We start from the raw sequence: 23,397 nt of genomic DNA, 5'->3' as shown, positions 1-23,397 counted from the left end.
CCTACTTGGTGACACCACGCTCATTCCGGGTGCTTCCCCAATATCTGCAGATAGTCGTCGCGTCCGAACATGCGTGCGGCATCGAGCGCCGACGGCTGACCGGCCGCCGCGTCGGCCCCCGCGTCCACGAGCGCGGCCACCACGGCGTCCTCGCCCTTGAACACGGCACCCGCCAGCGGCGTCTGTCCGCGGTCGTTCGGGCGGTTCACGTCGGCGCCCCGCTCGATCAGCGCCCGGACCGCGTCGGTGTGCCCGTGGTAGGCCGCGAGCATCACCAGCGTGTCGCCGCTCGCGTTCGTGAGGTTGACCGGGACCCCGGCGTCGACGTACTGCGCCAACGCGGTCGCGGCGCCGGTCCGGGCCATGTCGAACAATCGACCGGCCAACTCCTGCACGTCTCCCGGCAGGTCGCCGTCGTGCTCACCGGGATGTTCCTCACTCATGTCGGACGAACCTACGCGGAAACTTCGGCATCTGCCCCCGATGCGGGCATTATGGAACCAATGTCCGACGATCAACCGCAGCCGACACCACAGCCGGAGCGGCGCCGACACGTGTCCGCGCCGGTGACCAGGCGTGCTCTCGCGCTCGTCGCGATCGGCGCGGTGATCGCCGCCATCGCCACCATCTTCGTCTCCGGCGGTTTCGACCGCGGCGAGAAACTGCCTGTTCACACGAGTGGCGTGGGACCGCAGCCCACCGGCGCCGTCGCCGGCGAGGCGTTCGGCTCGGCCACCACCGGCGATTGCCTGACATGGAGCAGCGCCGACGCCAGCGACCTCGAGAAGGTCGACTGCGCGCAGGCGCACCAGTTCGAGGTCGCCACCGATGTGGACCTCAGCCTGTATCCGGGCGTCGAGTTCGGTCCGGGCTCCAAGTTCCCCGGTGTACTGCGCTTCTCCGAACTCCGCGACGAACACTGCGCGCCGGCCGTCAACAACTACCTGGACGGACGGTTCGACCCCAAGGGCAAGTTCAGCGTCGGCCTGATCAATCCCGGCGAGGCCGGCTGGGCCGCCGGCGAACGCACCATCCGCTGCGGCCTGCAGTTCTCCGGTGTCACCGGAACACTGCTGCCCATCGAGGGCCGCGTCGCCGAGCAGGACCAGTCGAAGGTGTGGAACGTGGGCACCTGCATCGGCATCAACCAGAACGTCCCGTCCGATCCCGTCGACTGCGCGCAGTCGCACGCGTTCGAGGTGGTCGGCGTGATCGACCTGGCCAGCCGCTTCCCCGGTGGCATGCCCTCCGTCGAGGACCAGGACAAGTTCCTCGAGGGCGCGTGCACCGAGGCCGGCAACGGCTACCTCGGCTCCCCCGACACGCTGCGTGACAAGACCCTGACGCTGTTCTGGGACAACCTCGACCTCGACAGCTGGCTCGTCGGCAGCCGCAAGATCAACTGTTCGATCGGCAAGGAGGTCGACGGCAGCGGATTCGCGACCATCGTCGGCAGCGCCAAGGGCGCCATCCTCATCAACGGGCAGGCGCCCGTCCCGCCGCCGCCCGCGCCCGAGGGCCGTTCCGTGCCGACCCCGCTGCCCGGCGCCGCGCCGCTCCCCCCGGCCGGGGGCTGACGTGCCGGTGACCATGACGGCCGCTCACTTCGAGGAGCTGGTCTCGGAAGCGCTCGACCTCATCCCGCCTCAACTCGCCGCGGGAATCGACAACGTCGTGGTGCTCGTCGAGCCGCGCAACGACGAGGAGCCGACCCTGCTCGGGCTCTACCACGGCATCGCCCTCACCGAGCGGGACAGCCACTACGGCGGCGCCCTGCCCGACACCATCACCATCTACCGCGACGCGATCCTCGACGTGTGCCACACCGAGGACGAGGTGGTGCACGAGGTGATGGTCACCGTCATCCACGAGGTGGCGCACTACTTCGGCATCGACGAGGACCGGCTGCACGAGCTCGGCTGGGGCTGACCCGTCCCGATCCGGTCGAATTCGAATGGAACCGACCGCTCGCTTTCGGCGTCCAAGCAATCAAGGGACGAGTTTCATCTGCTCGCCCCGGTTGCCATCGACCCCGATTCGAGGAGATACCCGCATGTCGGATCACGTGTTCGTCGACCCTGACGTCCTCCTCGCCGCGGCCACCGAACTCGACGCGCTCGCCGTCCGCCTGCAGGTCACCCTCACCGCGGCGGCACCGGCCCTCACCGTCGCGCCGTCCGGCGCCGAGGAGGTGTCGGTGATGGCGGCCGGGTACTTCAACGGCCTGGCGAACAGCTTCAGCCCGGCGGCCGGGCGCAGCATCGAGGAACTCACCGCCGCCGCCGCGATGCTCCGCACGCAGGCCGCGACCTACCGGGACGAGGACCAGACGATCGGGACGTCGCTCGCGGCCGGCATGTGACCGCGCCGGACCGGGACCTGCCAGCCACATTCGAGGGGAACGAGGAAAACACAGCATGACCACTGGTGTCACCGGAGTCGTCTGGATGCCGCGCGGTGCGACCGTCAATTCGACGACGCTCACCGCGGGCGCGGGGCCCGTGCCGCTCAGCGCGGCGAGCCCGGCGTGGGCCGCGGTCGCGGAGAGCTTCGCCGACGCCGGCGCGACGCTGAACAGGGTGATGGCGGAGCTGCGCACCGGCTGGGAGGGCGTGGCCGCCGAGGCCGCGCTCGGCAGGATCGCCCCGTTCGCCGCGTGGGCCGAACAGACCGCGACGCTCGCCGCGGACACCGCGACCAAGGCCTCCGTCGAGGCCGGCGCCTACACGTCCGCAGCGCTGACCATGCCGAGCCTGCCCGAGATCACCGCGGTCAAGGCAGCCAAGACCGCCGCCTACAGCACCGGCGGCGTGGTCAACGGCTCCGCCGCCGTCGCCGAGGCCGCCGACCGTGCGATGGACATCCGGGCCGGGCTGGTGATGGAGGCGTACGAGGCGGCGTCGAGCATCCTGGCGACACCGGGATCCTTCACGCAGCCGCCGCCGCTCACCAACGAATCCACCGCCGGCCTCGAGTCCCGCGACGCGGGCGAGGTCGCCCGCCGCCGACTCGAGAACGACTTCCGCACCGACCCGGTCGGCACCATCGCCGCGGCGGCGACCGCCTTCGCCCAGAACCCGACCGTCATGGCGGCCGCATCGCAGGTCGGCACGGTCGCGGGCACCGTCTCGGGTGCCACCTCCGCCGCCGCCAACATCGGCGGTGCCGTGCTCGGCGGCGTCGCCGGTGGCGCCCCCGCGGTCCTGAACACGTCCACCGCGCCCACCTCGGGTGCAGCCGGGGCCGCGACCGCCGGCGGCGCCGGCCGGGGGTCCGGCTACACCGCCGCGCGCGCCGCGGGAGTCAGCGGTGGGGCCGGCGGCGCGCGGGCCGCCCTCCCCGACGGCTGGGCGCAGGCCGGGCAGCTCGACGGGTCGGGCTCGCGCAGCGCCCCGGGGACCGGTGCCGGACCGGCCACCGGCCCGGGCTCGATCGACGCAGCCCGCGCCGACGCGTCGGCGGCCGCGGCCGCCCGCGGGACCGCGATGGGAGGCGCCCCGATGGGCGCACACCGCGGCGCCCTGGCCTCCGACGAGGCCGAGCACGCCACCCCCGGTTACCTCAAGCAGTTCGAGCACTTCGCCGACGGGCGCACGGTGATCCCGTCGGTGATCGGCGCCGACCTGCCCGAGGACGGGCGGTGATCGACTTGGGCATCGAACCGGTGACCGCAACCCTGCCGTCCGCGACCCTGCACGTCGACGAACTCGACCTGCTGGTGGACCTTCTGGACATCGACGTCCTGCCGGTCGTGCTCGACGCGGCCCCACGATTCGATTCGCTGCCCGAGCGGGACCGGGTCTTCCGATCGGCGCAGGACTCCCTCGCGGCGGCCGGGCTGATCGACGGGATCGCGGTGCACCCGGAACTGGCCCGCTGGCTGCGCGCCCTCGCCCGGCCCCGCGACGAGATCGCCCTGCGCCGCTACATCGACGGCACCGTCGCGCGACTGTGCCTGGCCCGCGACGACGAGATGGCCGTGCTCGCGCTGCGCAGCGGCGACACGTTCACCGTCCAGCGGCTCGAGCACGACCTGGCCGGGCCGATCGTCCACGCCCTCGGTGGCGCCGAGCCCCTCGCGTTCGGGGTGGTCAACCGGCCGACCACGGACCTCGGTGCCGCCCTGAACCGGATCGTCGACCCGGGCACGGCGGCCGCCCAGCTGACGGCGATCGGGGTCCCGGCCGCGGAGGCCGCCGTCGTCGGGCCGGCGTTCGTGGGCTGCACGACGTTCACCGAGATCGTCGGAATCGTGCACGAAGCCGGGCATCCCGGTCTGATGCACGGACCGGTCACGGTGTTCGACACCGCCGCCGGGCGCATCGTCGGCACCACCAGCGTCGCCACCGACGGCACCCCGTGGACCTCGTTCAGCCCGGGCACCCCGGGACGGCTCAGGCAGGCACTCGACGGCCTGCTCGCGCAGCTCGACTGACCGTCAGCCCATCGGGTCGTCGGTGGCCGCGACGGCCTCCGGGTCGAACCACGGCCGCTGCGGCGTCGCATCGAACGGTGGGTCGTAGGTGCCCCACCGCACGCACCGCCAGCCCGTGTCGGTCGGCACCAGCTCCACCGTCGAGGTGTTCTCGAGATGCCGGTCCGCGGCGAACGCGCCGGGCACGCCCGCCAGGTACGCGGCCACCAATCGGATCGCGGCGCCGTGGCTGACCACCACGACGTCGCCACCGGCACCGGCGTCGATGTACTCGGCACGCAGCGAATCGACCACCGGCACATACCGTTCGATGATGTCGATACCGGACTCGCCACCCGGGATCCGCGCCGACAGGTCACCCGCGTGCCACGTGTGGAACACCTTCGCGAACATCTTGTGCGACTCGATGTCCGAGCGGTCCTCGAGCTCACCGGCCTGCGCCTCGTGCAGCCCCTCCCGCACCTGCAGCGTGATGCCCGACGCCGTCTCCACGAACCCGGCGGTCTCCCGGGCCCGCAGCGCCTGCGACGACACCAGCGCTGTCGGCGGCCGGTCCGCCAGCCGGCCTCCGAGGGTCTGGGCCTGCGTCCGGCCGAGCGCCGTCAACCGCGCCCCGGGGAGCCGGGTGTCGAGCCGCCGTTCGACGTTCGCTTCGGTCTGCCCGTGTCGGACCAGGATCAACCGACCGCTCACGCGTTCTCCTCCCCACGACGCAGGCCTTCGAGCCATGCGGTGTCGTCGGCGACGGGCATCGGTGCGCCGCCACCGGGCACGGCCGACGGCCACGACCCGAGGAAGCGGACGTCGCTGAACCGGTGCAGCGCCTTGAGCGCCTCGGCGACCAGTCCGTCGTCGATGTGCCCGACGCAGTCCAGATGAAACAGATAGGTGCCGAATTCCTTGCGCGTGGGCCGGGATTCGATCCGCGTCAGATCGATGCCCCGGGTCGCGAATTCGGTCATCGCCCGAACCAGGGAGCCGGGCACGTTGTCGAGATGGAGCACCACGCTGGTCCGGTCGTTACCGGTGCGGGCGGGCGCGGGACCCGGCCTGGTCACCAGCACGAAACGGGTGCGGGCTCCGTCGTAGTCGGCGACGCCCGACGCCAACGCCACCAGGCCCAGCCGTTCCCCCGCCAACGCGGTCGACACCCCGGCGTCGGCGACGCCGGCGGCAACATCCTCGGCGGCACCGGCATTCGACGACGCCGGCTCCACACGGGCGTTCGGCAGGTTCCGGTCGAGCCAGCCCTGCACCTGCGCGGTCGCGACCGGATAGGCACGGACGGTGCGGACGTCGTCGAGCGTGGCGCCCGGGCGTCCGACGATCGTGAACGCGACGTCCAGCTCGGTCTCGGCCATGATCTGCAGCCGGTCGCCGAGGGAGAGCGCGTCCATCGTCGGACGGATCGAGCCCTCCACCGAACTCTCGATCGGCACCACGGCGCCGTCGACGTCACCGGCGCGGACGAGTTCGATCGCCGCGGCCTGGCTTCCGGCGGACACCCGCTCGACGACACCGTCGAACGTGCCGCCCGACTCGAGCTGGGCGAGGGCCATCTCCGTGAAGGTCCCGCTGGGTCCGAAGTACGCGATACGAGGCACGCCTACGAGATTACGCACTCCCGTCCGGCGCACTTCGCGGATCGGTTCCGGTTCCGTTACAGCAGACCGGCGTCGGCGAGCACGCCCTCGACCTGATCGGGGTCGTCGACCTCGATGCCGAGCAGCACGCCGCGCACCGCCTCGGCCGCCTCCGGGATCAGCGCCGCCAGCGCGGCCGGATCGGGTGCGGACAGGGCGGCCCGGACGTCGTCTCCGCGCAGCGCCGCGACGGTGCCGGACAGCAGCGCGAGGACCTCGGCACCGTCCCGCGCCCGCCCGACGAAACCGACGGACGTGTGCGCGAGGACCGCGAGGAAATCGGCCACGACGTCGGCCGGGCTGCCGGCGATCAGCCCCGGGCTGTGGCCGGCGTCGGCGAGCAGTTGCGCGGACTCGGCAAGGCTCGCGGCGTCGGCAGCTTCAGGGGCGGAGGGGTCCGACGCCGTGACGAAGACGGTGACGGGCGCGGGCAGTCGGAGACGGATCGCGTCCTCGACCTGCTCGGTCGTGCAGGTCACGTGGTAGCGCAGCGCACGGTGCTCGACGGCCCCGGCCAGCTCGTCCGGATGGATGTCGAGGTCGATGACGACGGCACCCGCGTCGGCGTCGGTCCCGGCTGCGGCGGTGAGGATCGACGCGGCCACGATCTGCGGTCCGGTGGTGACGGCGTCGCGAACGACGGCCGGGACGGCGGTATCCCGCCGTCGGAGAAGTAGCCCCGCCACGAGCGGCTGCGGCGCGCTGTTGCGGGACGGAAGAGTCGGCATCGACAGGGAAACAGGAATCGACACCCCAACACGTTAGCCCGGACCGGCGAAAACTCCCGCTTCCGCGTCCGAGGGGTTGCCGTCCACCCCTCCAGGAATTAGCTTAGGTTTACCTCATTTCGCAGCTCTCGATCGCACCGCCACCGCCTCCGTCTCGCGTCTCGACCCGAAGGATGCCGCCATGAACCGCACCACCACCGGACCGTCCACCGCCGAACGGATGCGGAGCACCAGCGCCCGCGCCACCGGAGCCGTGCTCGCGATCGCCGGCAGCGATCCCACCGAGACCTCACTGCACCAGCTGCGCGCCGACGGCACCGCCGTGCTCCTGGCGCCGTCCGACTCGACGGCCATCGGACTCGCCTGGCAGGCCGGAGCGGGCGGACTGCCCGCGGTCCTCGAGCTCACCGACTTCGCACCCCTCGCGCTGCGCGAACCCGTCCGCTCCCTCGTCTGGCTGCGCGGCACCCTCGTCGCCGTCCCCGACGACCGCGCCCGCGGCCTGGCCGACGACGTCGCCGCCGAACACCCGCACCCGGCCCTGCTCGACGTCGGGCACGGCGCGACGCTGCTCCGCCTGCGGCTCGACTCGGCCGTCGTCGCCGACAGCAGCGGCGCCGAGGCCGTTACCGTCGAGGACCTGCTCGCCGCCGACCCCGACCCGTTCTGGGAGGTCGAGACCGGTTGGCTGCAGCACCTCGAGGAGGACCATGCCGACCTCGTCGAGCTGCTGGCCCGGCGGCTGCCCTCGGCGCTGCGCACCGGCCCGGTCCGCCCGCTCGGCATCGATCGGTACGGGATCCGGCTGCGCATCGAGGGGGTGTCGGGCGACCGGGACGTGCGGATGGACTTCACCGAACCCGTCGACGACGCGCCGTCGCTGAGCCGGGCCCTACGGATCCTCGTCGGCTGCCCGTTCGTCAACGGATTGCGGGCGAGGCACTAGTTCCGTTGCGGGTCGGTCACTGCGGACCGATACCGGCCCCGCTCGCCGTACTTGGGTGTACAGAGAATTTGTGAGCCTGCATCGCGGTGCGCGATGACGACAACGACGCTGATGTCGCCGGTGGACGTGCTGCTGCTCGCCGGCGAGATCGGCTCGCGCACCCTTCACATCGGCGCACTGCTGGTCTTCGGCCCGTCCCCTGACGGCACCGACACCTTCGCCGCCGACGCCTACCGGGCCGCGCTGGACGCCACCAGCGCGCAGTCCGCACTGATGGCGCAACCGGTTCTCTCGTTCGCCACCGCGGGCTTACCAACCTGGCAACCCGCCGAGCGGATCCTCATGGACCGGCACCTGCGACGGCTCGCGCTGCCTTCTCCGGGTGGCGACGACGAACTGTTCGCGCTGGTCGCACGCCTGCACGAGACCCGCCTCGACCGCTCGCGGCCCATGTGGGAGGGCTACCTCATCGAGGGTCTCGCGGGTGGCCGGTTCGCGCTGTACGGGAAGATCCACCACGCCACGCTCGACGGGATGTCGGGCATCCGCATGATCGAACAGTCCATGGACCCGGACCCCCAGCGCCGCGGCATGCCGCTGCTGCTCACCCCGGACGAGCCGGAGCCCACCTCCGACCACCGTTCCCGGAACCCCCTCCGACTGGTGCGCGACGGGATCTCCGGCGCCGTCGCGGCCGCCGACATCGTCCGTCACACCGCCATCGGTGCCCTCGACTGGCTCGGCAAAGGCGTCACGACCGAGTCGACCGCTCTGCCTTTGAGCGCACCCCGGACCGTGTTCGACGGCAAGGTCGGACCCGACCGGGCGTTCGTCGGGAAGTCGTGGCCCAAGAAGCGGCTGCGAGCAATCCAGCGCGCGACCGGAGCGACCGGCAACGAGGTGACGCTCGCGATGTGCGCGGGCGCACTGCGTAGCTACCTGTCGGCGCGGGGCGAACTGCCGTCGACGTCCCTGATCGCGCTGGTGCCGGTCGCACAGCGCCGACGCGAGGAGGCCATCGGCGGCAACGAGTTCGGCCTGGCACTGTGCACCCTCGGGACCGACCTGGCGGATCCGCGTGCCCGGCTGGACCGGATCCGACACTCGATGGCAGACGCCAAACGGCGCGTGCGGGCGATGGGGTCCAGCGCGTCGATGCTCGCGTCGGTACCCTCGCTCCTCCCGAACGTGGCCCGGATCCTGCCACTGGGCGAACTGCTGCCACCGAGCTACAACGTGGTGATCTCCAACGTCCCGGGGCCGAAGTCCCCGCTGTACTGGAACGGCGCCGAACTGCGGCACATGTACCCGCTGTCGATCGTGTTCGACGGGACTGGCCTGAACATCACGATCTGCCATTACGCCGACCGGCTCAACTTCGGGTTTCTCGCTAATCCGGAATCAGTTCCGGAACTCGAACGTTTTACAGATGAGACCGAGACCGCGCTAGGCGATCTCGAACGAATTCAGGAAGTTCGCTCGATATGACTGCCGCAATCCCACGGCGAGACTCGGGCGGGACCCCTCGTCGCCGTGAGCAGTACCGACCGCCCACGACGATGCTCGTCGACCCGCGGTTCGAGGCGCTCGCGACCCAGTTCTTCCACCTGTTCCGGCGTACCCGCGACGGAGGCGGCGCCCTCGCCGTGTACCTGTACGGCAGGCCCGTCCTCGATATCTGGGCCGGGTGGGCGTCCCCGATCCGCAAGTGGGACTCCGACACCGTCACGCTGTCGTTCTCCACCGGCAAGGGCGTGGCCAGCACCGTACTGCACCGCCTCGCGCAGCGCGGACTGATCGACTACGACTCCACCGTCGCCGAGTACTGGCCCGAGTTCGGCGAGGCGGGCAAGGAGTCGATCACGGTCCGCGAACTCCTCAGCCACCGCGCGGGCCTGCACCGCATCCGCGGACTGGTGCCCGGCCGGCTCGCGCTGCTCGACCACGACCGGGTCAGCGCCGCGCTGGCCGCCGCCGTGCCGGACCCGCGCCGCACCAAGATGCCCGGCTATCACGCCGTCACGTACGGCTCCCTGATCGCGGAGTTGACCGCACGGGTGGCCGGCAAGCCGTTCACCGAACTGGTCCGGACCGAGGTCGCCGAACCGCTCGGCATCCCGGAGTTCTGGTTCCAGGTGCCGGAGTCCGAGAAGGGCCGGATCGCGAAGGTGTTCCCGCACATCAACCCCTACGGGGTGCCGTGGGGCGCGACGTCGCTGGCGTTGTCGCTCGTGCCGCATCTCAAGGACATCGCCGACGCCGGCATGCCGGAGGGCTTCGACCTCCTGGTGCGCGACCCGACGATCCACGACTTCGTGATGCCGGGCTGGAACGGCGTGTTCAGCGCCCGCGCCCTGGCGCGCATGTATGCCGCGTTCGCGAACGGCGGCGTGGTCGACGGCATCCGGTTCCTCGAGCCCGACACGATCGCCCAGCTCAGCGAGGTGCAGACCCGGGCCCGGGACTACGTGCTCGGGATCCGGATGAACTGGCGGCTGGGGTACCACGCGGCGCTGGTCGCGGCCCGCACCCAGCACTCCGGCGCGTTCGGCCATTACGGGCTGGGCGGATCCGGTGCGTTCGCCGACCCCGACACCGGGCTGTCGGTCGCGTTCGTGACAAACCGGCTGGGCAACGCGCTCACACCGTTCGCGGACCTGCGGCTGCCCAGCCTCGGTGCCCGGGCCGAGTCCCTCGCCAAGCACGCCTGACGCCGTTCGCGCCGCGTTCCGTCTAGCGTCGACGGGGTGATCTCGCGTACCACCGTCGACTCGTGGCTCCGTCCGGCGACCCCGCAGCCACCCACGCCGCCGTTGGACGCGCGGGAGCGGCGGGCCCTGTGGTTCGAGATCACCATCGTCCTGCTGGTGACGTTCGGCCTCAACGGGATCTACAGCGTGCTGTCGCTGCTCGAATCGGCGCTGGCCCCGGGCCGGCTGTCCGAGCAGGCCGTCGCGCTCAATCCGTCCCGGTCGACGCAGTCGTACATCGACCTGGCCCGACAGCTGCTCGGTGTCCTCAAACTGGCCGCCTGGGCGGCCCTGGGGTTGTACCTGCTGTGGCGCAGTGGCCTCGGCCCCACCCGGATCGGCCTGGGCCGGACGAAGCTGCGCGACGCGGTGCTGCCCGGCGTCGGTCTGGCCGCGCTGATCGGACTCCCCGGCCTGGCGTTCTACCTCGCGGCGGTCGCGCTGGACGCGAACCTGACGGTGATGCCCAGCACGATCGACGATCACTGGTGGCGCCTGCCCGTGCTGGTGCTGTGGGCGATCGCGAATTCCGCGGCCGAAGAGATCCTCGTGGTCGCCTACCTGATCTCCCGGCTGCGGCGACTCGGGTGGAGCGAGAACTCGTCGTTGCTGGCGTCGGCGCTGCTGCGCGGCAGCTACCACCTCTATCAGGGGCTCGGAGGTGGTCTCGGCAACGTCCTGATGGGCTTGATCTTCGGCCGGTACTGGCAGCGCACCGGCAAACTGTGGCCACTGGTGATCGCACACGCCCTCATCGACACCGTCGCATTCGTCGGTTATGCACTGCTGCGCGGGCACGTGTCGTGGCTGCCGTGATCCCGGTCCGACCGGTTCCTGCGTATTCTCGGTGATCGTGAACGGCGAGACCCCCGACAGACGTCAGCCGGGCCCGCCGCCGCGCGGCCGGCCCCAGCCGCCGCGCCGCATTCCCCCGCCGCCGCCAGGCGGTCAGCCGCCGCAGCGCCGGCCGCAGCAGCCTCCACAGCCCGAGGGCACCCAGGTCATCCGCCGCGACGGACGCCCCGGCGGCCCGAACCCGGGCCGCCCCGGACCGGCCCGCGCCTGGTCGCAGGCGCCCGAACCGCAGCAGGCCTGGTCCCAGGCACCCGCCGGACCGCCGCCCGGCGGCTATGCGCCGACCCAGAAGCCGCAGCCGTACGCCGAGCCGCGCCGCATCCCGCCGGCCGCACCCCCGCCGCGTGCGCCGCAGCCGCCGCGTCCCCCGTCGGCGCCGGCCGAACCGCCCAAGCAGCGACGACCGCGGAAGCGGGGCGGGTGGCTGCGCCGCGTCGCGCTGGTGCTGATCGTGCTCATGGTCGCGTCGGTCGGTGGACTGCTGCTCCTCGACACCAAGCTGAACCGCGTCGACGCGCTCGCCGACTACCCGGGCCGGATCGCCGACACCCCCGGCACCAACTGGCTGCTGGTCGGCTCGGACAGCCGCGAGGGCCTGACCGCGGACCAGGACCGGGAGCTGGCGGCGGGCGGCGACATCGAGGGCAAGCGCACCGACACGATCATCGTCGTGCACGTCCCGAAGAGCGGCGCCACCACGATGGTGTCCATTCCCCGCGACTCCTACGTCAACATCCCCGGCATGGGCCGGGGCAAGATCAACGCCGCCTTCAACAACGGCGGCCCGCAACTGCTGGTGCAGACCGTCGAGGAGGCCACCGGCCTGCGGATGGACCACTACGCCGAGATCGGCTTCGGCGGATTCGCGGGCATCGTCGACGCCCTCGGCGGTGTCGACATGTGCGTGCCGTACCCGATCGACGACCCCCTCGCCGGTATCAATCTGCAGGAGGGCTGCCAGAAACTGACCGGGCCCGAGGCCCTCGGATTCGTCCGCACTCGCGCGACGGCCCTCGCCGACCTGGACCGGATGAACAACCAGCGCGCGTTCATGAGCGCACTGTTGAAGAAGGCCACCTCGCCCACGACGCTGATCAACCCGCTGCGGTTGTGGCCGATGATGTCGAAGACGGCCAACTCGCTGCAGGTCGACGACGGTGACCATCTGTGGAATCTCGCGGGACTCGCCTGGGGCCTGCGCGGCAAGATGGTCACCACGACCGTGCCGGTCGGCGGATTCGAGGTCGTCGACGGTTGGGGCGACGTCCTTCTGTGGGATCGCGAAAAGGCCACGGAATTCTTCGATGCGCTTGCAAATGATCGCCAGGTTCCGCAGACCCTCCTGACCGGCGCGCCGTGATATTCGTCGCTGTGGACGCTTTCACGGCTCAGCACCGGGTCCGGTCCCCAATCCGGGCGGTAATGTTCGGTCCATGACTGAAGCGGCGCACACGAACGAGTTCCACCGACTGTTGCAGGACCAGATCCGAAATGAATTCACCGCCTCGCAGCAGTACGTCGCGGTCGCCGTCTACTTCGATTCCCACGATCTGCCGCAGCTCGCGGGCCGCTTCTACCGCCAGTCCGCCGAGGAACGCGATCACGCGATGATGATGATCCAGTACCTCATCGACAACGACCTGCCCGTCGTCGTGCCCGGGATCGACGCCGTCGTCACCGAGTTCGGATCGGTCCGCGAGCCGGTCGCGCTCGCTCTCGCGCAGGAGAGGACGGTCACCGAGCAGGTCACTCGCCTCGCCCGCACTGCCCGGGACACCGGCGATTACCTGGGCGAACAGTTCATGCAGTGGTTCCTCAAGGAACAGGTGGAAGAGGTCGCGAGCATGACGACGCTTCTGACCATCGTCGACCGAGCGGGCGACAACTTCTTCAACATCGAGGATTTCGTGGCTCGCGAGATGAGCTCGGGCCTGACGGCGGACTCCACCGCTCCGCGGATCGCGGGCGCCGGAGCCTGACGTTTTTCGGACGTATGCCGCAATTGCCGCTCGGCAATTGCGGCATACGTTTTCCAGGGCAGCCCAGCCTAAATTAGCAAGCACTAATTGAGGCCATACTTGCCTCAATTAGGTACCGCTTGGATGACAGTTCCAGCTGACCAGCGATATCTTTGACACATGAGTGCCTCAGACGATTCGCATCGGACGAAATTTCACGCACTTCTCCACGACCAGATCCGCAACGAATTCAACGCGTCGCATCAGTACCTGGCGACCGCGGTCTATTTCGACAACGCGGATCTCCCCCAGTTGGCCCGGCACTTCTACAAGCAGGGCAACGAGGAACGCAACCACGCGATGATGATCATCCAGTACTTCCTGGATCGGGACATCGCGGTGGAACTGACCGGCGTCGACCCGGCCAAGAGCCACTTCGAGAATGCGCGCGAGCCGATCGCGCTCGCACTCGCGCAGGAGAAGTCGGTCACCGAGCAGATCGTCACGCTCGCCCGCACAGCGCGCGACGACGGCGACTACCTGGGCGAGCAGTTCATGCAGTGGTTCCTCAAGGAACAGGTCGAGGAGGTCGCGCGCATGACGACGCTGCTGACCATCGCCGACCGTGCCGGCTCCAACCTGTTCGATCTCGAGGACTTCGTGGCCCGAGAGATGAGCAGTGTGGACGACGCATCCGGTGCACCGTCCGCCGCGGGCGGCAGCATTTAGCGACCGAAACAGCGAAAGGTCCCTTCACACGTTCGCAGCGTGTGAAGGGACCCTTCCGCGTCTTCTGCGCTGATCAGCGCAGCGTGACCTGACGGCCCCGCAGGCCGTCGCGGGCGCGCAACTCGGCGGCCGTGAGCGGCGCGTCGACGGTCAGCGCCTGCGCCAGGCGATCGCCCAGCTCCGCGGTGGCCGCCGCCCACTCGTTGGCGTGCTTCTCGGGGTCGAGGTCGAAGACCGGCACCAGCAGGCCGTGGGTGCGGAACGAGCCCGCGAAACGCGAACCCTCACCCAGGTGCAGTCCACCGGCGGCGTGGACGCGGGCGAGGGCCGGCATCAGCGCGTCCTCGTCCTCGGGGCGCACCCAGCGCAGGTGCGCCTTCTCGCCGGCATCCACCCACCACGCGGCGACGACGCCGTCGGCCTCGACACGCGCGGACGGCATGATCGCCATATTGGCTTGCTGCACGGTCGCGGCGACGTCGGCGGCCGGCTCGACGCCCTCCGGGATCCACCAGTCGAAGCTCTGGTGGACGGTGATCGTCGGCAGCGCGTCCGCGACGATCAGGTCCGCGAGGCGGGGGCTGTCGGCGCCCGGGTTGGCCGCGGTGAGCGAGGTTCCCGGCTCGGCCGTCTGGGCCCAGGCCACGGCGGCACCGAGGTCGGCGCCGGGGTCGGCGGTGTGCGCCTGCACCTGCAGCCCGACGTATCGGCCGGCGTCGCCGGACTCGTCCCGGACCAGCGCGGCCACGGCACCGGGCAGCACGGTCGCCGCGGTCACGGGCTTACCGGCGTCGGTGACGGGCAGCACGGCGAGAGCGGACGGCACGAACTCGCGCAGCGCGACGAGGTCGCATTCGGCGGCGAGGCCCTCGAACGGCCGGGTCGGCGCGGTTACCTCGGCCTCGCGTGCGAGGCGACGCTGCTCGAGCTTCTCGGCGCGACCGCTGCCCGGCTTGGGACCACTGTTTCTCTTGCTCTTCTTACCCACGGGGCCAAAACCTACACGGACGCGCGGATTCTCTCAGCCGCCCAGCAGTTTCTTGGTGCGTCCCGGATGGTTGGTCGCCACCCAGCTCACCCCGAGCTCCTTGCAGAGCGCGACATCGGCGGGGTCGTCGACGGTCCAGCAGTAGGTGGCGCGGCCGGCCGCGGCGGCCTTGTCGACGATCTCGGGATGCTCCTGCAGTGTCCGGATCGACGGCCCGACGGCGGTGGCGCCGACGGTGGTCGCGGCGCCGCCGCCGAGGTAGCGGGACGCGTCGCCCAGCAGCACGGTCGGCAGCAGTGGCGCCGCCCGCCGGACCCGCCACACGGCGCTGGCCGCGAACGACATCACGACGGCGCGCGAGTGGTCGGCGGACGCGGGCGCGGCCAGCCCGAAGCGGGCCAGTTCGGCGAGGACCTTGCTCTCGACGAGACCGCCGTAGCGGACGGGGTGCTTGGTCTCGATGAACAGTTTGGTCGGGCGCGACGTCCAGTCCAGGGTCAAGGTGATGAGCTCGGCGAGTGTGAGCAGTCCGGCGGGCTCGCCGCCGGCGCCGTAGTCGTGTTCGCCGAGCGACTGCAGTGTCATCTCGCTGACGATGCCGGAACCGGTGGAGGTCCGGTCGATCCGACGGTCGTGGACGCAGACGAGGTGGCCGTCGCGGGTGAGCCGGACGTCGCACTCGAGTCCGTCGGCACCTTCCTGCAGTGCCAGGTCGTAGGCCGCGAGGGTGTGTTCGGGCCGTTCGGCCGAGGCACCGCGGTGTGCGACCACGAGGGGACCTCGTCGATCCGGGCTCATCCGGCCATCGCCTCCTCTGCCTTCTCGGATTGCGGCGCGTTGACCCACCGGGTGACGCGGCGCGGCCGACCGAACAGGTCCAGGCCGTCGAAACACCGGATCACGTACAGCGTCAGCACGGCCGTGGCGGCGCCGACGGCGGCCGTGATCGCGGCCAGCACGACGCTGTCGGCCTGCGCCTGCAGCGAATCCTGGTTGCGCCAGAGCAGTCCGATCGCGACCAGGACACCGTTGGCGGCCCACGTCGCCCACCAGATGCGCACGACGGTGCGGGTTCGGCGGTCGTCGCCTGCGATCTCGGTGAGGTACACCCCGGGCATCACGAGGTTGACGACCGGGACGAGAACGCCCAGGGCGAGCGATCGAGGTGTCCGCGGATCGGCGAGTGTCCGGGCGGCGAACACGTCGCGGCGCGTGACGACGAGCCTGCACACGGTGGTAACGGCAGCGGCCAGCGCGACCAGGGGCGCGGATACCTGCGTCGCCCACACCGCCGCATCCGACACCGCGAGCGTCACCGGGTCCACCAGTCGCACCCGGTTGAACACGAGCAGCGCGTACCGGAAGGCCTCGGAGACCGCGGCGAGCGCGAAGACGATCGCGGTGCACGCGAGAAGGGTGGGCGCGAGGTCCGCGGCCACTTCGGTGCGCGGAGCACGGTCGTCCGGTTCGGGCGGCGGTGGATCGAGCAGACCCCACGGCGGGACCTGGGTGTATCGCGGCGTCGGGCCGAGGCGGCGTGGGGCGGGACGACGACGCCCCAGCGGCGGGTACGGGCTACGCGCGACCCAGCGGAAGTTTCGGCCTGCCGCCGGGGCGGGGCGGGCGGTGTCGACCGGGGAGAGCAGGACGCCGCCGCACCGCGGGCACCACTGGGCCGGGCTGCCGGCCACCGGCCACCGGGATGCGCAGCGCGCGCAGACCTGGACGACGCTCATCTAGTAGATCTTCGCCGAACCGGGGTCGTGGTCGGCGGTGAGCGGCAGTCCCGCGTTCTGCCACGCGACCATGCCGCCGGCGACGTTGTAGGCGTCGAAGCCGAGGTTGTTGAGGTACTCGACGGCGACGATCGACCGCCCGCCCTGACGGCACATGACGTACACCTCGGCGTCGATGTCGATCTCGTCCATACGAGCGGGCACGTCCACCAGCGGGATGTGTTGCGCGCCGGGAGCGTGGCCGAGCTCCCATTCGTCCTCCTCGCGCACGTCCAACAGCACGATCGCCTCAGCGGGCTCGGTCGGCAGATCCGTCACGGCGACGGTGGGAACGTGCGGGATGCTCACAACCTCGATTCTGGCACGAGCGACGTTCCCGGGCCGCCCATCTCTCGTTACGCGCCAGAGCAGTTCGTGACCGGACCGAGACGCTCGAGAGTCCTCGAGTCGCCTATTGGGTCCTAAAATGTGATCTGCAGCACTTGAACTATCGAGTTATCCACAGTTTCCACAGGCTCATCCACAGTTCTGAACAAACTTGGAGGGCATCATCCACAGGTCAGAGGCATGCTCTGGATGATTCGTTGACAACTGTGCACGGCCGGGCGGAGCGGCAATCCACAACCTGTGTGGATTTGCATGGAAACGGGGTGGCGTGAGAGGAGGTCGGCACGGGCCCGCACGGGCCGGAGTTCCCCCACCGACAGGATGTGTGCCCCATCCCTCGTTCCGAACTCCGGCCCGGCTCCCCCCCATTCGTCGGGACGCTCCCGTCCCGACACTTGATCTGACGCGGCATCGGGCGGATCGGTTCCATTCCCTTCGGACACGTCCTCCGGCGCAGGTCACATTCCCGCGTCCGGCACAGTGGGGGCATGGACCTGAGAATCTTCACCGAACCGCAGCAGGGCGCCACGTACGACGATCTTCTTGCGGTCGCCAGGGCGGCCGAAGCGTTCGGGTACGAGGCGTTCTTCCGGTCCGACCACTACCTCGCGATGAACGCCGAAGGCCTGCCCGGACCCACCGACGCGTGGATCACGCTCGCCGGGCTCGCCCGGGACACCTCGACGATCCGCCTCGGCACGCTGGTCACGTCGGCCACGTTCCGATACCCGGGCCCGCTGGCGATCGCCGTGGCCCAGGTCGACGCGATGAGCGGCGGGCGCATCGAGCTCGGTCTCGGCGCCGGCTGGTTCGAGGAGGAGCACCGGGCGTACGGCATCCCGTTCCCGCCGCTCGGTGAGCGCTTCGACCGGCTCGAGGAGTCGCTCGCGGTCATCACCGGACTGTGGGAGACGCCGCTGGGGCAGACCTTCACCCACGAGGGCGCCCACTTCCCGGTCACCGACTCCCCCGCGCTGCCCAAGCCGGTGCAGACGCCGCGCCCGCCGATCGTGATCGGCGGCATGGGCAAGCGCCGCACCCCCGCGATGGCGGCCCGCTACGCGGACGAGTTCAACCTGCCGTTCGTCTCGATCGAGGACACTGTGGCGCAGTTCGACCGGGTCCGGGAGGCGTGCGCGGCCGTGGACCGCGACCCGGACAAGCTCGTCTACTCCAACGCACTCGTCCTGTGCTGCGGGCGCACCGAGGACGAGATCGCGCGGCGCGCGGCCCGCATCGGGCGCGAGGTGGACGAGCTCCGGGAGAACGGTCTGGCGGGTACCCCGGCCGAGCTGGTCGACAAGATCGGACGCTACAGCGAGGCCGGGACGCAGCGGATCTATCTGCAGACGCTCGATCTCGCCGATCTCGACCACCTCGAGCTGGTCGCCTCCGAGGTCATGCCCCAACTGAACTGACCGACAACAAACGTTTGACAAGACAATTTCACAGCTCGGACATGTCAACGGCCGCAGACGATTAGCGGTGACAATGACCGGACACGAAGTGCACACCTGGCGAAACCCGGTGTGCACTTCGCATTTCCGGCACCCGGCCGAAATTCGTGTTCCGTTCAACGGGACAGCTATCTGTGAACGGTCCCGCGCCATCTGCAATGGGCGTCACATCGTGACCCGGACCACATTCCCAGAAAGGCGTTACATGTCAGGAACTCTCGGCACCGCAGCCACCGAGCCGCGCGCCGTATCCGAAGGCGGTTGGACCCCGCGCCTCATCCTGTCGCTGATCTCGATCGCAGTCGTGCTCGAAATCGTCTCCATCAGCTCCACGATGGCCTCGGTCGCGATGATGCCCATCGGCGAGCACTTCAAGACCGATCAGATCGCCTGGGTGACCACCGCTTACCTGCTTGCCGCCGCCGTGGCATGCCCCCTCGCCGGCAAGCTCGCCGACATCCACGGCAAGCGCAAGGTGTTCCTGGTGTGCATGGCCATCGCGGCCGTCGGCGCCCTGATCTCCGCGGTCGCCCCCAGCTTCCTGATCCTCGTGCTCGGCCGCGCCCTGTTCGGCGTGATCATCGCCTGCATGTTCCTCGGCTTCTCGCTCATGCGCGACGTCTTCCCGCCGAAGACACTGGCCCTCGCGGTCAGCCTCGCCGCAGGCGGCATGGGCCTGATGACGATCCCGTCGCCGTTCATCACCGGCCTGCTCGTCGACGCGTGGGGCTTCCGGTCGATCTTCTGGTTCCTCCTGGTCACGCTCGTGGTGATGATCCCGCTCGTCGTCCTCACCACGGCGGAGTCGCCGGTCCGCAGCTCGGCCCGGCTCGACGTTGTCGGCGCCGCCCTGCTCGGCGGCGGCCTGGCCGCGGTCCTCGGCGGCATCAGCTTCGGCCCCAGCTGGGGATGGACGGGCGGCGGTACCCTGCTGCTGATCATCGGCGGCCTCGCCCTCATCGCGATCTGGGTACCGCTCGCTCTTCGCACCACCGATCCGCTGGTCGACCTGCGCTTCTTCCGTCACGGTCCGATGTTCCGGATCTGCCTGTCGGCCGGCTTCGCCTACGGCACGATCTCGCTGTACGCCACGCTCATTCCGATCATGTGCATGACCCCGGCGGTACTGGGCCTCGGCTACGGATTCGGCGTGGACGCCAAGGGCGTCGGGCTGATCCAGATCCCCATGGGTGTCGGCAGCGTCATCGGCGGCGTGCTCGTCGGCCGCATGCTGCGGACCAAGTTCCCGACCCTGACGCTGGCCGGTGGCGCAGCCCTGATGATGCTCGGATCGCTGGTCACCGCCTTCTGGCACGGCGGCAAGGTCGAGGTACTGTTCGGCATCCTGCTGTTCGGCCTCGGCATGGGCGCGACGACGGCGTCGATCCCGAACCTCGTCATCGCGTCGGTCCCGCCGTCCGTGCAGGCTTCGATGGCGAGCATGGTCCAGGCGTCGCAGACGCTGGTCGCGTCGATCATGCCGGTCATCGCATTCGCGGTACTGAACTCCAACATCGCCACGGTGATCGACGGCTACGGCTTCTACAGCGACGGCAGCATGGGTGTCGCATACCTGATCTCGGGCGCGTCGTCGCTCATCGCGATCATCATCGTGATGACGCTGCACCGCCACCGCAAGTCCATCACGGCCCGGGTCGCGGCCGAGTCCGCGACCGAGTCCGCGTCGAACGAGCGTGACCCGGAACCGCTGCCCGCGGCCTGATCTCTCACGGGACGGGCCGGCGCGTACCGGCGTCGGCGCGTCCCGTGGTCTTGTGTCGATCGGGCTCGGGTCCTAGCCTGGAATTGGGTCGCGGCCGAAACCGATACTGCGACACCGGGAGCCCGTCATGAACGGAAGATCCAACGAAACTGCTTCTACCCCTGCAGATACCACGATGATGGGGGTGGTGCACGATGCCCTTCGCCGCGACCTCTCCCGCACGAACGACGTCCTCGAGATCGGCCGGATCGAAACCCGGCAGCGTTGCGCGCTGGCCGCCCACACGCGCTGGATGATGGAGTTCCTCCATGCCCACCACAGCGCCGAGGACCGCGGGTTGTGGCCGCTGATCCGCCGGGCCGACCCGGACGCCGCACCGGTACTGGAGCGGATGGACGCCGACCACGCCCGGATCGGTCCCGAGATCGACCGACTCGAGGCGGCGGCCGCACTGTTCCACGACGACGAATCCCCCACTGCGGAAGGACAGTTCGCCGACGCGCTGGCCGGCCTCGAAGACACACTGCTCCCGCACCTGCGCCGCGAGGAGGACGAGGCGATGCCCCTGGCCACTCGCACACTGACCCAGGCCCAGTGGGACCACTGGGACCAGACCGAGAACATCGCACCGAAATCGAAGTGGGAGTTGGGGATCGAGGGACACTGGCTGGGCGACAGCCTCGATCCGCAGCGGGTCGACCTGCTCCATCACCAAGTGGGTCCGGTGACCCGGTTCGTCCTGTTGCACGTCTTCGACGGCCCGTACCGCCGCGCGTGCGCGGCCCGGTGGGGTGCCGACGTGCCCGTCGGACCGCTGCAGATCCCCGGGTGACCCGACCCGAAGTGAGACTCAGGCGCCGAGACCGACCGGGCAGCTGACGCCCGTCGCGTGAACGGGGCAGTAGCCGCCGGGGTTCTTCGCGAGGTACTGCTGGTGGTAGTCCTCGGCGTAGTAGAACGTGTCGAGCGGCGCGATCTCGGTTGTGACAGCCCCGTAGCCGGCGTCGGCGAGACGCTTGCCGTAGGCCTCGGCGGTGGCCCGGGCCGTCGCGGCCTGCGCGTCGGATCCGGTATAGATCACCGAGCGGTACTGGGTGCCGTGGTCGTTGCCCTGACGCATACCCTGCGTCGGATCGTGGTTCTCCCAGAACTGCTTGAGCACTGCCTCGTACGAGATCACCTTCGGGTCGAACACCACCGACACCACCTCGGTGTGCCCGGTTCGTCCCGAGCACACCTCTTCGTACGTGGGGTTGGGCGTGTAGCCACCGGCATATCCGACAGCGGTGGAGTACACGCCGTCGAGCTGCCAGAATTCCTTCTCCGCGCCCCAGAAGCAGCCCATGCCGACGACGGCGGTCTCCATGCCGTCGGGAAAGGGCGGCTGCAGCGGGTGCCCGTTGACGAAGTGGGCGTCGGGCACCGGCATCGGGGTCGCGCGGCCCGGCAGGGCCTGATCCGGCGTGACCATCACGGATTTCGCGCCGGCACGGGCGACGATGTCATCGAACCAAGACATACGTCGATGCTACGCGTGGTCCGACGCGTCCACCGGTTGCTCCGGCGCCCCGGTGGGCTCGGGGGGCTCGGGGGGTTTGGGTGGCTCGGACGGTGTCGCCTTCCTGCCGATCCGGCTGGTGCGGGACGACAGCCAGCGCGCGGCCGGCACCTCCACCCACCGGTACAGCACCTCCGAGACCAGGGCGGTGACGGCGAGGAACGCGATGACGGCGCCGGTGCGGCCGAGCGGGCCCACGGCGTTCTCGTAGACGCGGTACAGGATCAGCGTGTGGACGAGGTAGATCGCGTAGCTGCGGGTGGCGGTCCACCGGATCACCGACCACCGCGTCGGGCGTCCCCGGTAGCGACCGAGGAGCACCACGCATGCGGTGACGACGGCGATGGTCCACAGGTAGCGGTCCCCGGCCCAGTACACGCGGATCTCGGTGGCGAGCCGGACCACCTCGATCTGCGCGAGCACACCGACGATCACCCAGCGCCAGTCGGCGAGGCGCGCCCACCACAGATAGATGAGCTGGCCGAGGAATATCGTCGGCAACGTCGCGGCGACCTTGGACAGCATCGGCACGGTGTACGGCTGGGGAACGTAGAGGTTGTAGAGCAGGATCAGCGCGCAGATCGCCGCGCCGAGCAGCGGCACCACGATCGGCCGGGTGCGCAGGATGGGCCGCGCGGCAACGCAGTACACGTAGAACAGCACCTGAACGACCAGTGTCCACGTGACACCGAGCACTGCGACCTCGGGTTTGAGGAAGAACCCGCCGAGCACGAAGCTGAGCGCGGCCTCGCCGTTCGAGAGCCCCGGCTGCCCGCTGAACATGCCGTTGATGCCCAGTTTGACGAGCAGCACGGCGGCGGCGATCGCGATCCAGAACGCAGGCAGCAGGCGGCCCACCCGGTCGAGTAGGAATCGCGCGGGACTGTGCCGGATCGCGGATCGGGTGATGAGCGCGCCGGTCAGGGTCATGAAGATGGCGACGCCGACGAACGACAGGTGCTGGTTGAGGTTCAACCCGTCCACGAACACCTCGTAGACGATGTCGATCATCCACCAACCGGACCCGAGATCGTCGATCAGATAGAAGGAGATGTGCGAGTAGACGACGGCGAGCACAGCGATGGTGCGCAGCAGGTCGGCGCCGGTCAGGTCGACGCGAGGTGCCACCTCTGGCCGCGAAGCTGCAGCGGGCATGTCGGATGGCATCGCCTGATCCTAAGGTTCCGTTCACCGCCTGTTCCAATTACCGGCCCCGCCCGCAATGTCCGACGGGCGCATTCGACGCCCGATTTCAGGGTCGCCGAACTTTTTTGTACGGTTATTCCCACCTCAGCACGCGGCTTGCGCAGGGTGTACCAATGAGATTGGGTTATCCCCGAGCACGATTCAACGAACACACACGTCAGGGCGCCACGCCCGCGAAGAAGGGATTCTCGTGTCTGTCTACACGCTGCCCGATCTCCCCTACGACTACGCCGCCCTCGAGCCGCACATCTCCGGCAAGATCATGGAGCTGCACCACGACAAGCACCACGCCGCCTAC

Annotated in this window: 25 protein-coding genes and 1 pseudogene; 16 read left to right on the top strand and 10 right to left on the bottom strand. The window is 69.9% G+C overall.

The genetic code is table 11. From position 1 onward, the window contains the following. Positions 1-20 precede the first annotated feature (20 nt). On the bottom strand, positions 21-443 hold the full coding sequence (locus tag J2X34_RS26170; RefSeq protein WP_429520146.1) for an ankyrin repeat domain-containing protein: 423 nt from the start codon (positions 441-443) through the stop codon (positions 21-23). A gap of 51 nt (positions 444-494) precedes the next feature. Here J2X34_RS26170 and J2X34_RS26165 point away from each other — a divergent pair, with 51 nt between their 5' ends. The 5 genes from J2X34_RS26165 to J2X34_RS26145 all read left to right on the top strand — a co-directional run bounded on the left by J2X34_RS26165 (position 495) and on the right by J2X34_RS26145 (position 4,435). Then, positions 495-1,577, top strand: coding sequence for a septum formation family protein (locus tag J2X34_RS26165; protein WP_429520145.1), 1,083 nt, complete (start codon positions 495-497; stop codon positions 1,575-1,577). 1 nt (position 1,578) lies between these two features. Further along, positions 1,579-1,929, top strand: coding sequence for a metallopeptidase family protein (locus tag J2X34_RS26160; protein WP_114724143.1), 351 nt, complete (start codon positions 1,579-1,581; stop codon positions 1,927-1,929). Positions 1,930-2,053: 124 nt separating this feature from the next. Then, positions 2,054-2,362, top strand: coding sequence for a PE family protein (locus J2X34_RS26155; RefSeq protein ID WP_114724144.1), 309 nt, complete (start codon positions 2,054-2,056; stop codon positions 2,360-2,362). Between the two features lie 55 nt (positions 2,363-2,417). After that, positions 2,418-3,644: a PPE domain-containing protein gene (locus J2X34_RS26150; protein WP_114724145.1), complete on the top strand. Its 1,227-nt coding sequence runs from the start codon at positions 2,418-2,420 to the stop codon at positions 3,642-3,644. Further along, a complete protein-coding gene (locus J2X34_RS26145; protein ID WP_114724146.1) occupies positions 3,641-4,435 on the top strand; it encodes an ESX secretion-associated protein EspG in 795 nt (264 codons plus the stop codon). Before J2X34_RS26150 ends, J2X34_RS26145 begins: the two co-directional genes overlap by 4 nt. A 3-nt stretch (positions 4,436-4,438) precedes the next feature. Here J2X34_RS26145 and J2X34_RS26140 read toward each other — a convergent pair whose 3' ends face one another. The 3 genes from J2X34_RS26140 to J2X34_RS26130 are packed head-to-tail and all read right to left on the bottom strand — an operon-like array spanning position 4,439 to position 6,830. Beyond that, complete coding sequence (locus tag J2X34_RS26140) at positions 4,439-5,128, bottom strand: histidine phosphatase family protein (RefSeq protein ID WP_429520144.1); 690 nt, start codon at positions 5,126-5,128, stop codon at positions 4,439-4,441. Further along, positions 5,125-6,039 (bottom strand): prephenate dehydratase, encoded by a 915-nt coding sequence (gene pheA, locus J2X34_RS26135; protein ID WP_429520143.1) that lies wholly within the window; start codon positions 6,037-6,039, stop codon positions 5,125-5,127. The genes J2X34_RS26140 and pheA overlap by 4 nt, the downstream gene beginning before the upstream one ends. Before the next feature lie 56 nt (positions 6,040-6,095). Next, positions 6,096-6,830: a hypothetical protein gene (locus J2X34_RS26130; RefSeq protein ID WP_429520142.1), complete on the bottom strand. Its 735-nt coding sequence runs from the start codon at positions 6,828-6,830 to the stop codon at positions 6,096-6,098. 157 nt (positions 6,831-6,987) lie between these two features. On the opposite strand from J2X34_RS26130, the gene J2X34_RS26125 reads away from it, so the two are divergent. The 7 genes from J2X34_RS26125 (at position 6,988) to J2X34_RS26095 (ending at position 14,044) form a co-directional block, all read left to right on the top strand. After that, positions 6,988-7,752, top strand: coding sequence for a DUF2470 domain-containing protein (locus tag J2X34_RS26125; protein WP_429520141.1), 765 nt, complete (start codon positions 6,988-6,990; stop codon positions 7,750-7,752). 93 nt (positions 7,753-7,845) lie between these two features. Beyond that, positions 7,846-9,240 carry a WS/DGAT/MGAT family O-acyltransferase gene (locus J2X34_RS26120; protein WP_429520140.1) on the top strand — a complete coding sequence of 465 codons (1,395 nt, stop codon included), beginning with the start codon at positions 7,846-7,848 and terminating at the stop codon, positions 9,238-9,240. Next, positions 9,237-10,463, top strand: a complete 1,227-nt coding sequence (locus tag J2X34_RS26115) for a serine hydrolase domain-containing protein (protein WP_114724152.1) — start codon at positions 9,237-9,239, stop codon at positions 10,461-10,463. The genes J2X34_RS26120 and J2X34_RS26115 overlap by 4 nt, the downstream gene beginning before the upstream one ends. Before the next feature lie 36 nt (positions 10,464-10,499). Next, positions 10,500-11,318 (top strand): CPBP family intramembrane glutamic endopeptidase, encoded by an 819-nt coding sequence (locus J2X34_RS26110; protein WP_429520139.1) that lies wholly within the window; start codon positions 10,500-10,502, stop codon positions 11,316-11,318. 37 nt (positions 11,319-11,355) lie between these two features. Next, a complete protein-coding gene (locus tag J2X34_RS26105) occupies positions 11,356-12,717 on the top strand; it encodes an LCP family protein (RefSeq protein WP_429520138.1) in 1,362 nt (453 codons plus the stop codon). Positions 12,718-12,790: 73 nt separating this feature from the next. Then, complete coding sequence (locus tag J2X34_RS26100; protein ID WP_114724154.1) at positions 12,791-13,336, top strand: ferritin; 546 nt, start codon at positions 12,791-12,793, stop codon at positions 13,334-13,336. A 159-nt stretch (positions 13,337-13,495) separates the two neighbouring features. Continuing rightward, complete coding sequence (locus tag J2X34_RS26095; protein WP_114724155.1) at positions 13,496-14,044, top strand: ferritin; 549 nt, start codon at positions 13,496-13,498, stop codon at positions 14,042-14,044. Between the two features lie 73 nt (positions 14,045-14,117). Here the strand turns inward: J2X34_RS26095 and J2X34_RS26090 are convergent, their stop codons facing one another. From J2X34_RS26090 to J2X34_RS26075, 4 genes are read right to left on the bottom strand one after another with little or no spacing between them, the layout of a single operon-like run. Further along, positions 14,118-15,032, bottom strand: coding sequence for a DUF5926 family protein (locus J2X34_RS26090; protein WP_114724156.1), 915 nt, complete (start codon positions 15,030-15,032; stop codon positions 14,118-14,120). A 33-nt stretch (positions 15,033-15,065) separates the two neighbouring features. Further along, positions 15,066-15,830 carry a glycerophosphodiester phosphodiesterase gene (locus tag J2X34_RS26085; RefSeq protein WP_114724157.1) on the bottom strand — a complete coding sequence of 255 codons (765 nt, stop codon included), beginning with the start codon at positions 15,828-15,830 and terminating at the stop codon, positions 15,066-15,068. Then, a complete protein-coding gene (locus J2X34_RS26080; RefSeq protein ID WP_429520137.1) occupies positions 15,827-16,768 on the bottom strand; it encodes a DUF4328 domain-containing protein in 942 nt (313 codons plus the stop codon). The genes J2X34_RS26085 and J2X34_RS26080 overlap by 4 nt, the downstream gene beginning before the upstream one ends. Beyond that, positions 16,769-17,116, bottom strand: coding sequence for a rhodanese-like domain-containing protein (locus J2X34_RS26075; protein ID WP_114724159.1), 348 nt, complete (start codon positions 17,114-17,116; stop codon positions 16,769-16,771). Positions 17,117-17,643: 527 nt separating this feature from the next. Here J2X34_RS26075 and J2X34_RS26070 point away from each other — a divergent pair. From J2X34_RS26070 to J2X34_RS26060, 3 genes are all read left to right on the top strand, one after another. Then, positions 17,644-18,573 carry an LLM class F420-dependent oxidoreductase gene (locus J2X34_RS26070; protein ID WP_114724160.1) on the top strand — a complete coding sequence of 310 codons (930 nt, stop codon included), beginning with the start codon at positions 17,644-17,646 and terminating at the stop codon, positions 18,571-18,573. A gap of 244 nt (positions 18,574-18,817) precedes the next feature. Then, entirely contained in the window at positions 18,818-20,335 is a 1,518-nt protein-coding gene (locus tag J2X34_RS26065) for an MFS transporter (RefSeq protein ID WP_429520136.1), read from the top strand. A gap of 127 nt (positions 20,336-20,462) precedes the next feature. Continuing rightward, positions 20,463-21,167, top strand: coding sequence for a hemerythrin domain-containing protein (locus tag J2X34_RS26060; protein WP_114724162.1), 705 nt, complete (start codon positions 20,463-20,465; stop codon positions 21,165-21,167). Positions 21,168-21,185: 18 nt separating this feature from the next. Here the strand turns inward: J2X34_RS26060 and msrA are convergent, their stop codons facing one another. Both msrA and J2X34_RS26050 read right to left on the bottom strand, forming a co-directional pair. Continuing rightward, positions 21,186-21,854, bottom strand: a complete 669-nt coding sequence (gene msrA / locus J2X34_RS26055) for a peptide-methionine (S)-S-oxide reductase MsrA (RefSeq protein ID WP_114724163.1) — start codon at positions 21,852-21,854, stop codon at positions 21,186-21,188. A 9-nt stretch (positions 21,855-21,863) separates the two neighbouring features. Further along, complete coding sequence (locus J2X34_RS26050; protein WP_429520135.1) at positions 21,864-23,060, bottom strand: acyltransferase family protein; 1,197 nt, start codon at positions 23,058-23,060, stop codon at positions 21,864-21,866. Positions 23,061-23,238: 178 nt separating this feature from the next. Here J2X34_RS26050 and J2X34_RS26045 point away from each other — a divergent pair. Continuing rightward, positions 23,239-23,397 (top strand): annotated as a pseudogene (locus J2X34_RS26045) (hypothetical protein); the annotation flags it as partial.

The organism is Rhodococcus sp. BE178 (assembly GCF_050433545.1).
In the GTDB taxonomy this organism is placed as follows: domain Bacteria; phylum Actinomycetota; class Actinomycetes; order Mycobacteriales; family Mycobacteriaceae; genus Prescottella.
Note: the sequence above shows the minus strand (reverse complement) of the source record. Positions and strands in the feature narration are given on the sequence as shown.

Excerpts from the sequence above, each read along its gene's own strand:
- J2X34_RS26125 (WP_429520141.1), top strand. The coding sequence starts at position 6,988 with ATGAACCGCACCACCACCGGACCGTCCACCGCCGAACGGATGCGGAGC.
- J2X34_RS26100 (WP_114724154.1), top strand. The coding sequence starts at position 12,791 with ATGACTGAAGCGGCGCACACGAACGAGTTCCACCGACTGTTGCAGGAC.
- J2X34_RS26155 (WP_114724144.1), top strand. The coding sequence starts at position 2,054 with ATGTCGGATCACGTGTTCGTCGACCCTGACGTCCTCCTCGCCGCGGCC.
- J2X34_RS26150 (WP_114724145.1), top strand. The coding sequence starts at position 2,418 with ATGACCACTGGTGTCACCGGAGTCGTCTGGATGCCGCGCGGTGCGACC.
- J2X34_RS26060 (WP_114724162.1), top strand. The coding sequence starts at position 20,463 with ATGAACGGAAGATCCAACGAAACTGCTTCTACCCCTGCAGATACCACG.
- J2X34_RS26115 (WP_114724152.1), top strand. The coding sequence starts at position 9,237 with ATGACTGCCGCAATCCCACGGCGAGACTCGGGCGGGACCCCTCGTCGC.
- J2X34_RS26065 (WP_429520136.1), top strand. The coding sequence starts at position 18,818 with ATGTCAGGAACTCTCGGCACCGCAGCCACCGAGCCGCGCGCCGTATCC.
- J2X34_RS26070 (WP_114724160.1), top strand. The coding sequence starts at position 17,644 with ATGGACCTGAGAATCTTCACCGAACCGCAGCAGGGCGCCACGTACGAC.
- J2X34_RS26095 (WP_114724155.1), top strand. The coding sequence starts at position 13,496 with ATGAGTGCCTCAGACGATTCGCATCGGACGAAATTTCACGCACTTCTC.
- J2X34_RS26170 (WP_429520146.1), bottom strand. The coding sequence starts at position 443 with ATGAGTGAGGAACATCCCGGTGAGCACGACGGCGACCTGCCGGGAGAC.
- J2X34_RS26120 (WP_429520140.1), top strand. The coding sequence starts at position 7,846 with ATGACGACAACGACGCTGATGTCGCCGGTGGACGTGCTGCTGCTCGCC.
- J2X34_RS26165 (WP_429520145.1), top strand. The coding sequence starts at position 495 with ATGGAACCAATGTCCGACGATCAACCGCAGCCGACACCACAGCCGGAG.
- msrA (WP_114724163.1), bottom strand. The coding sequence starts at position 21,854 with ATGTCTTGGTTCGATGACATCGTCGCCCGTGCCGGCGCGAAATCCGTG.
- J2X34_RS26050 (WP_429520135.1), bottom strand. The coding sequence starts at position 23,060 with ATGCCATCCGACATGCCCGCTGCAGCTTCGCGGCCAGAGGTGGCACCT.
- J2X34_RS26085 (WP_114724157.1), bottom strand. The coding sequence starts at position 15,830 with ATGAGCCCGGATCGACGAGGTCCCCTCGTGGTCGCACACCGCGGTGCC.
- J2X34_RS26080 (WP_429520137.1), bottom strand. The coding sequence starts at position 16,768 with ATGAGCGTCGTCCAGGTCTGCGCGCGCTGCGCATCCCGGTGGCCGGTG.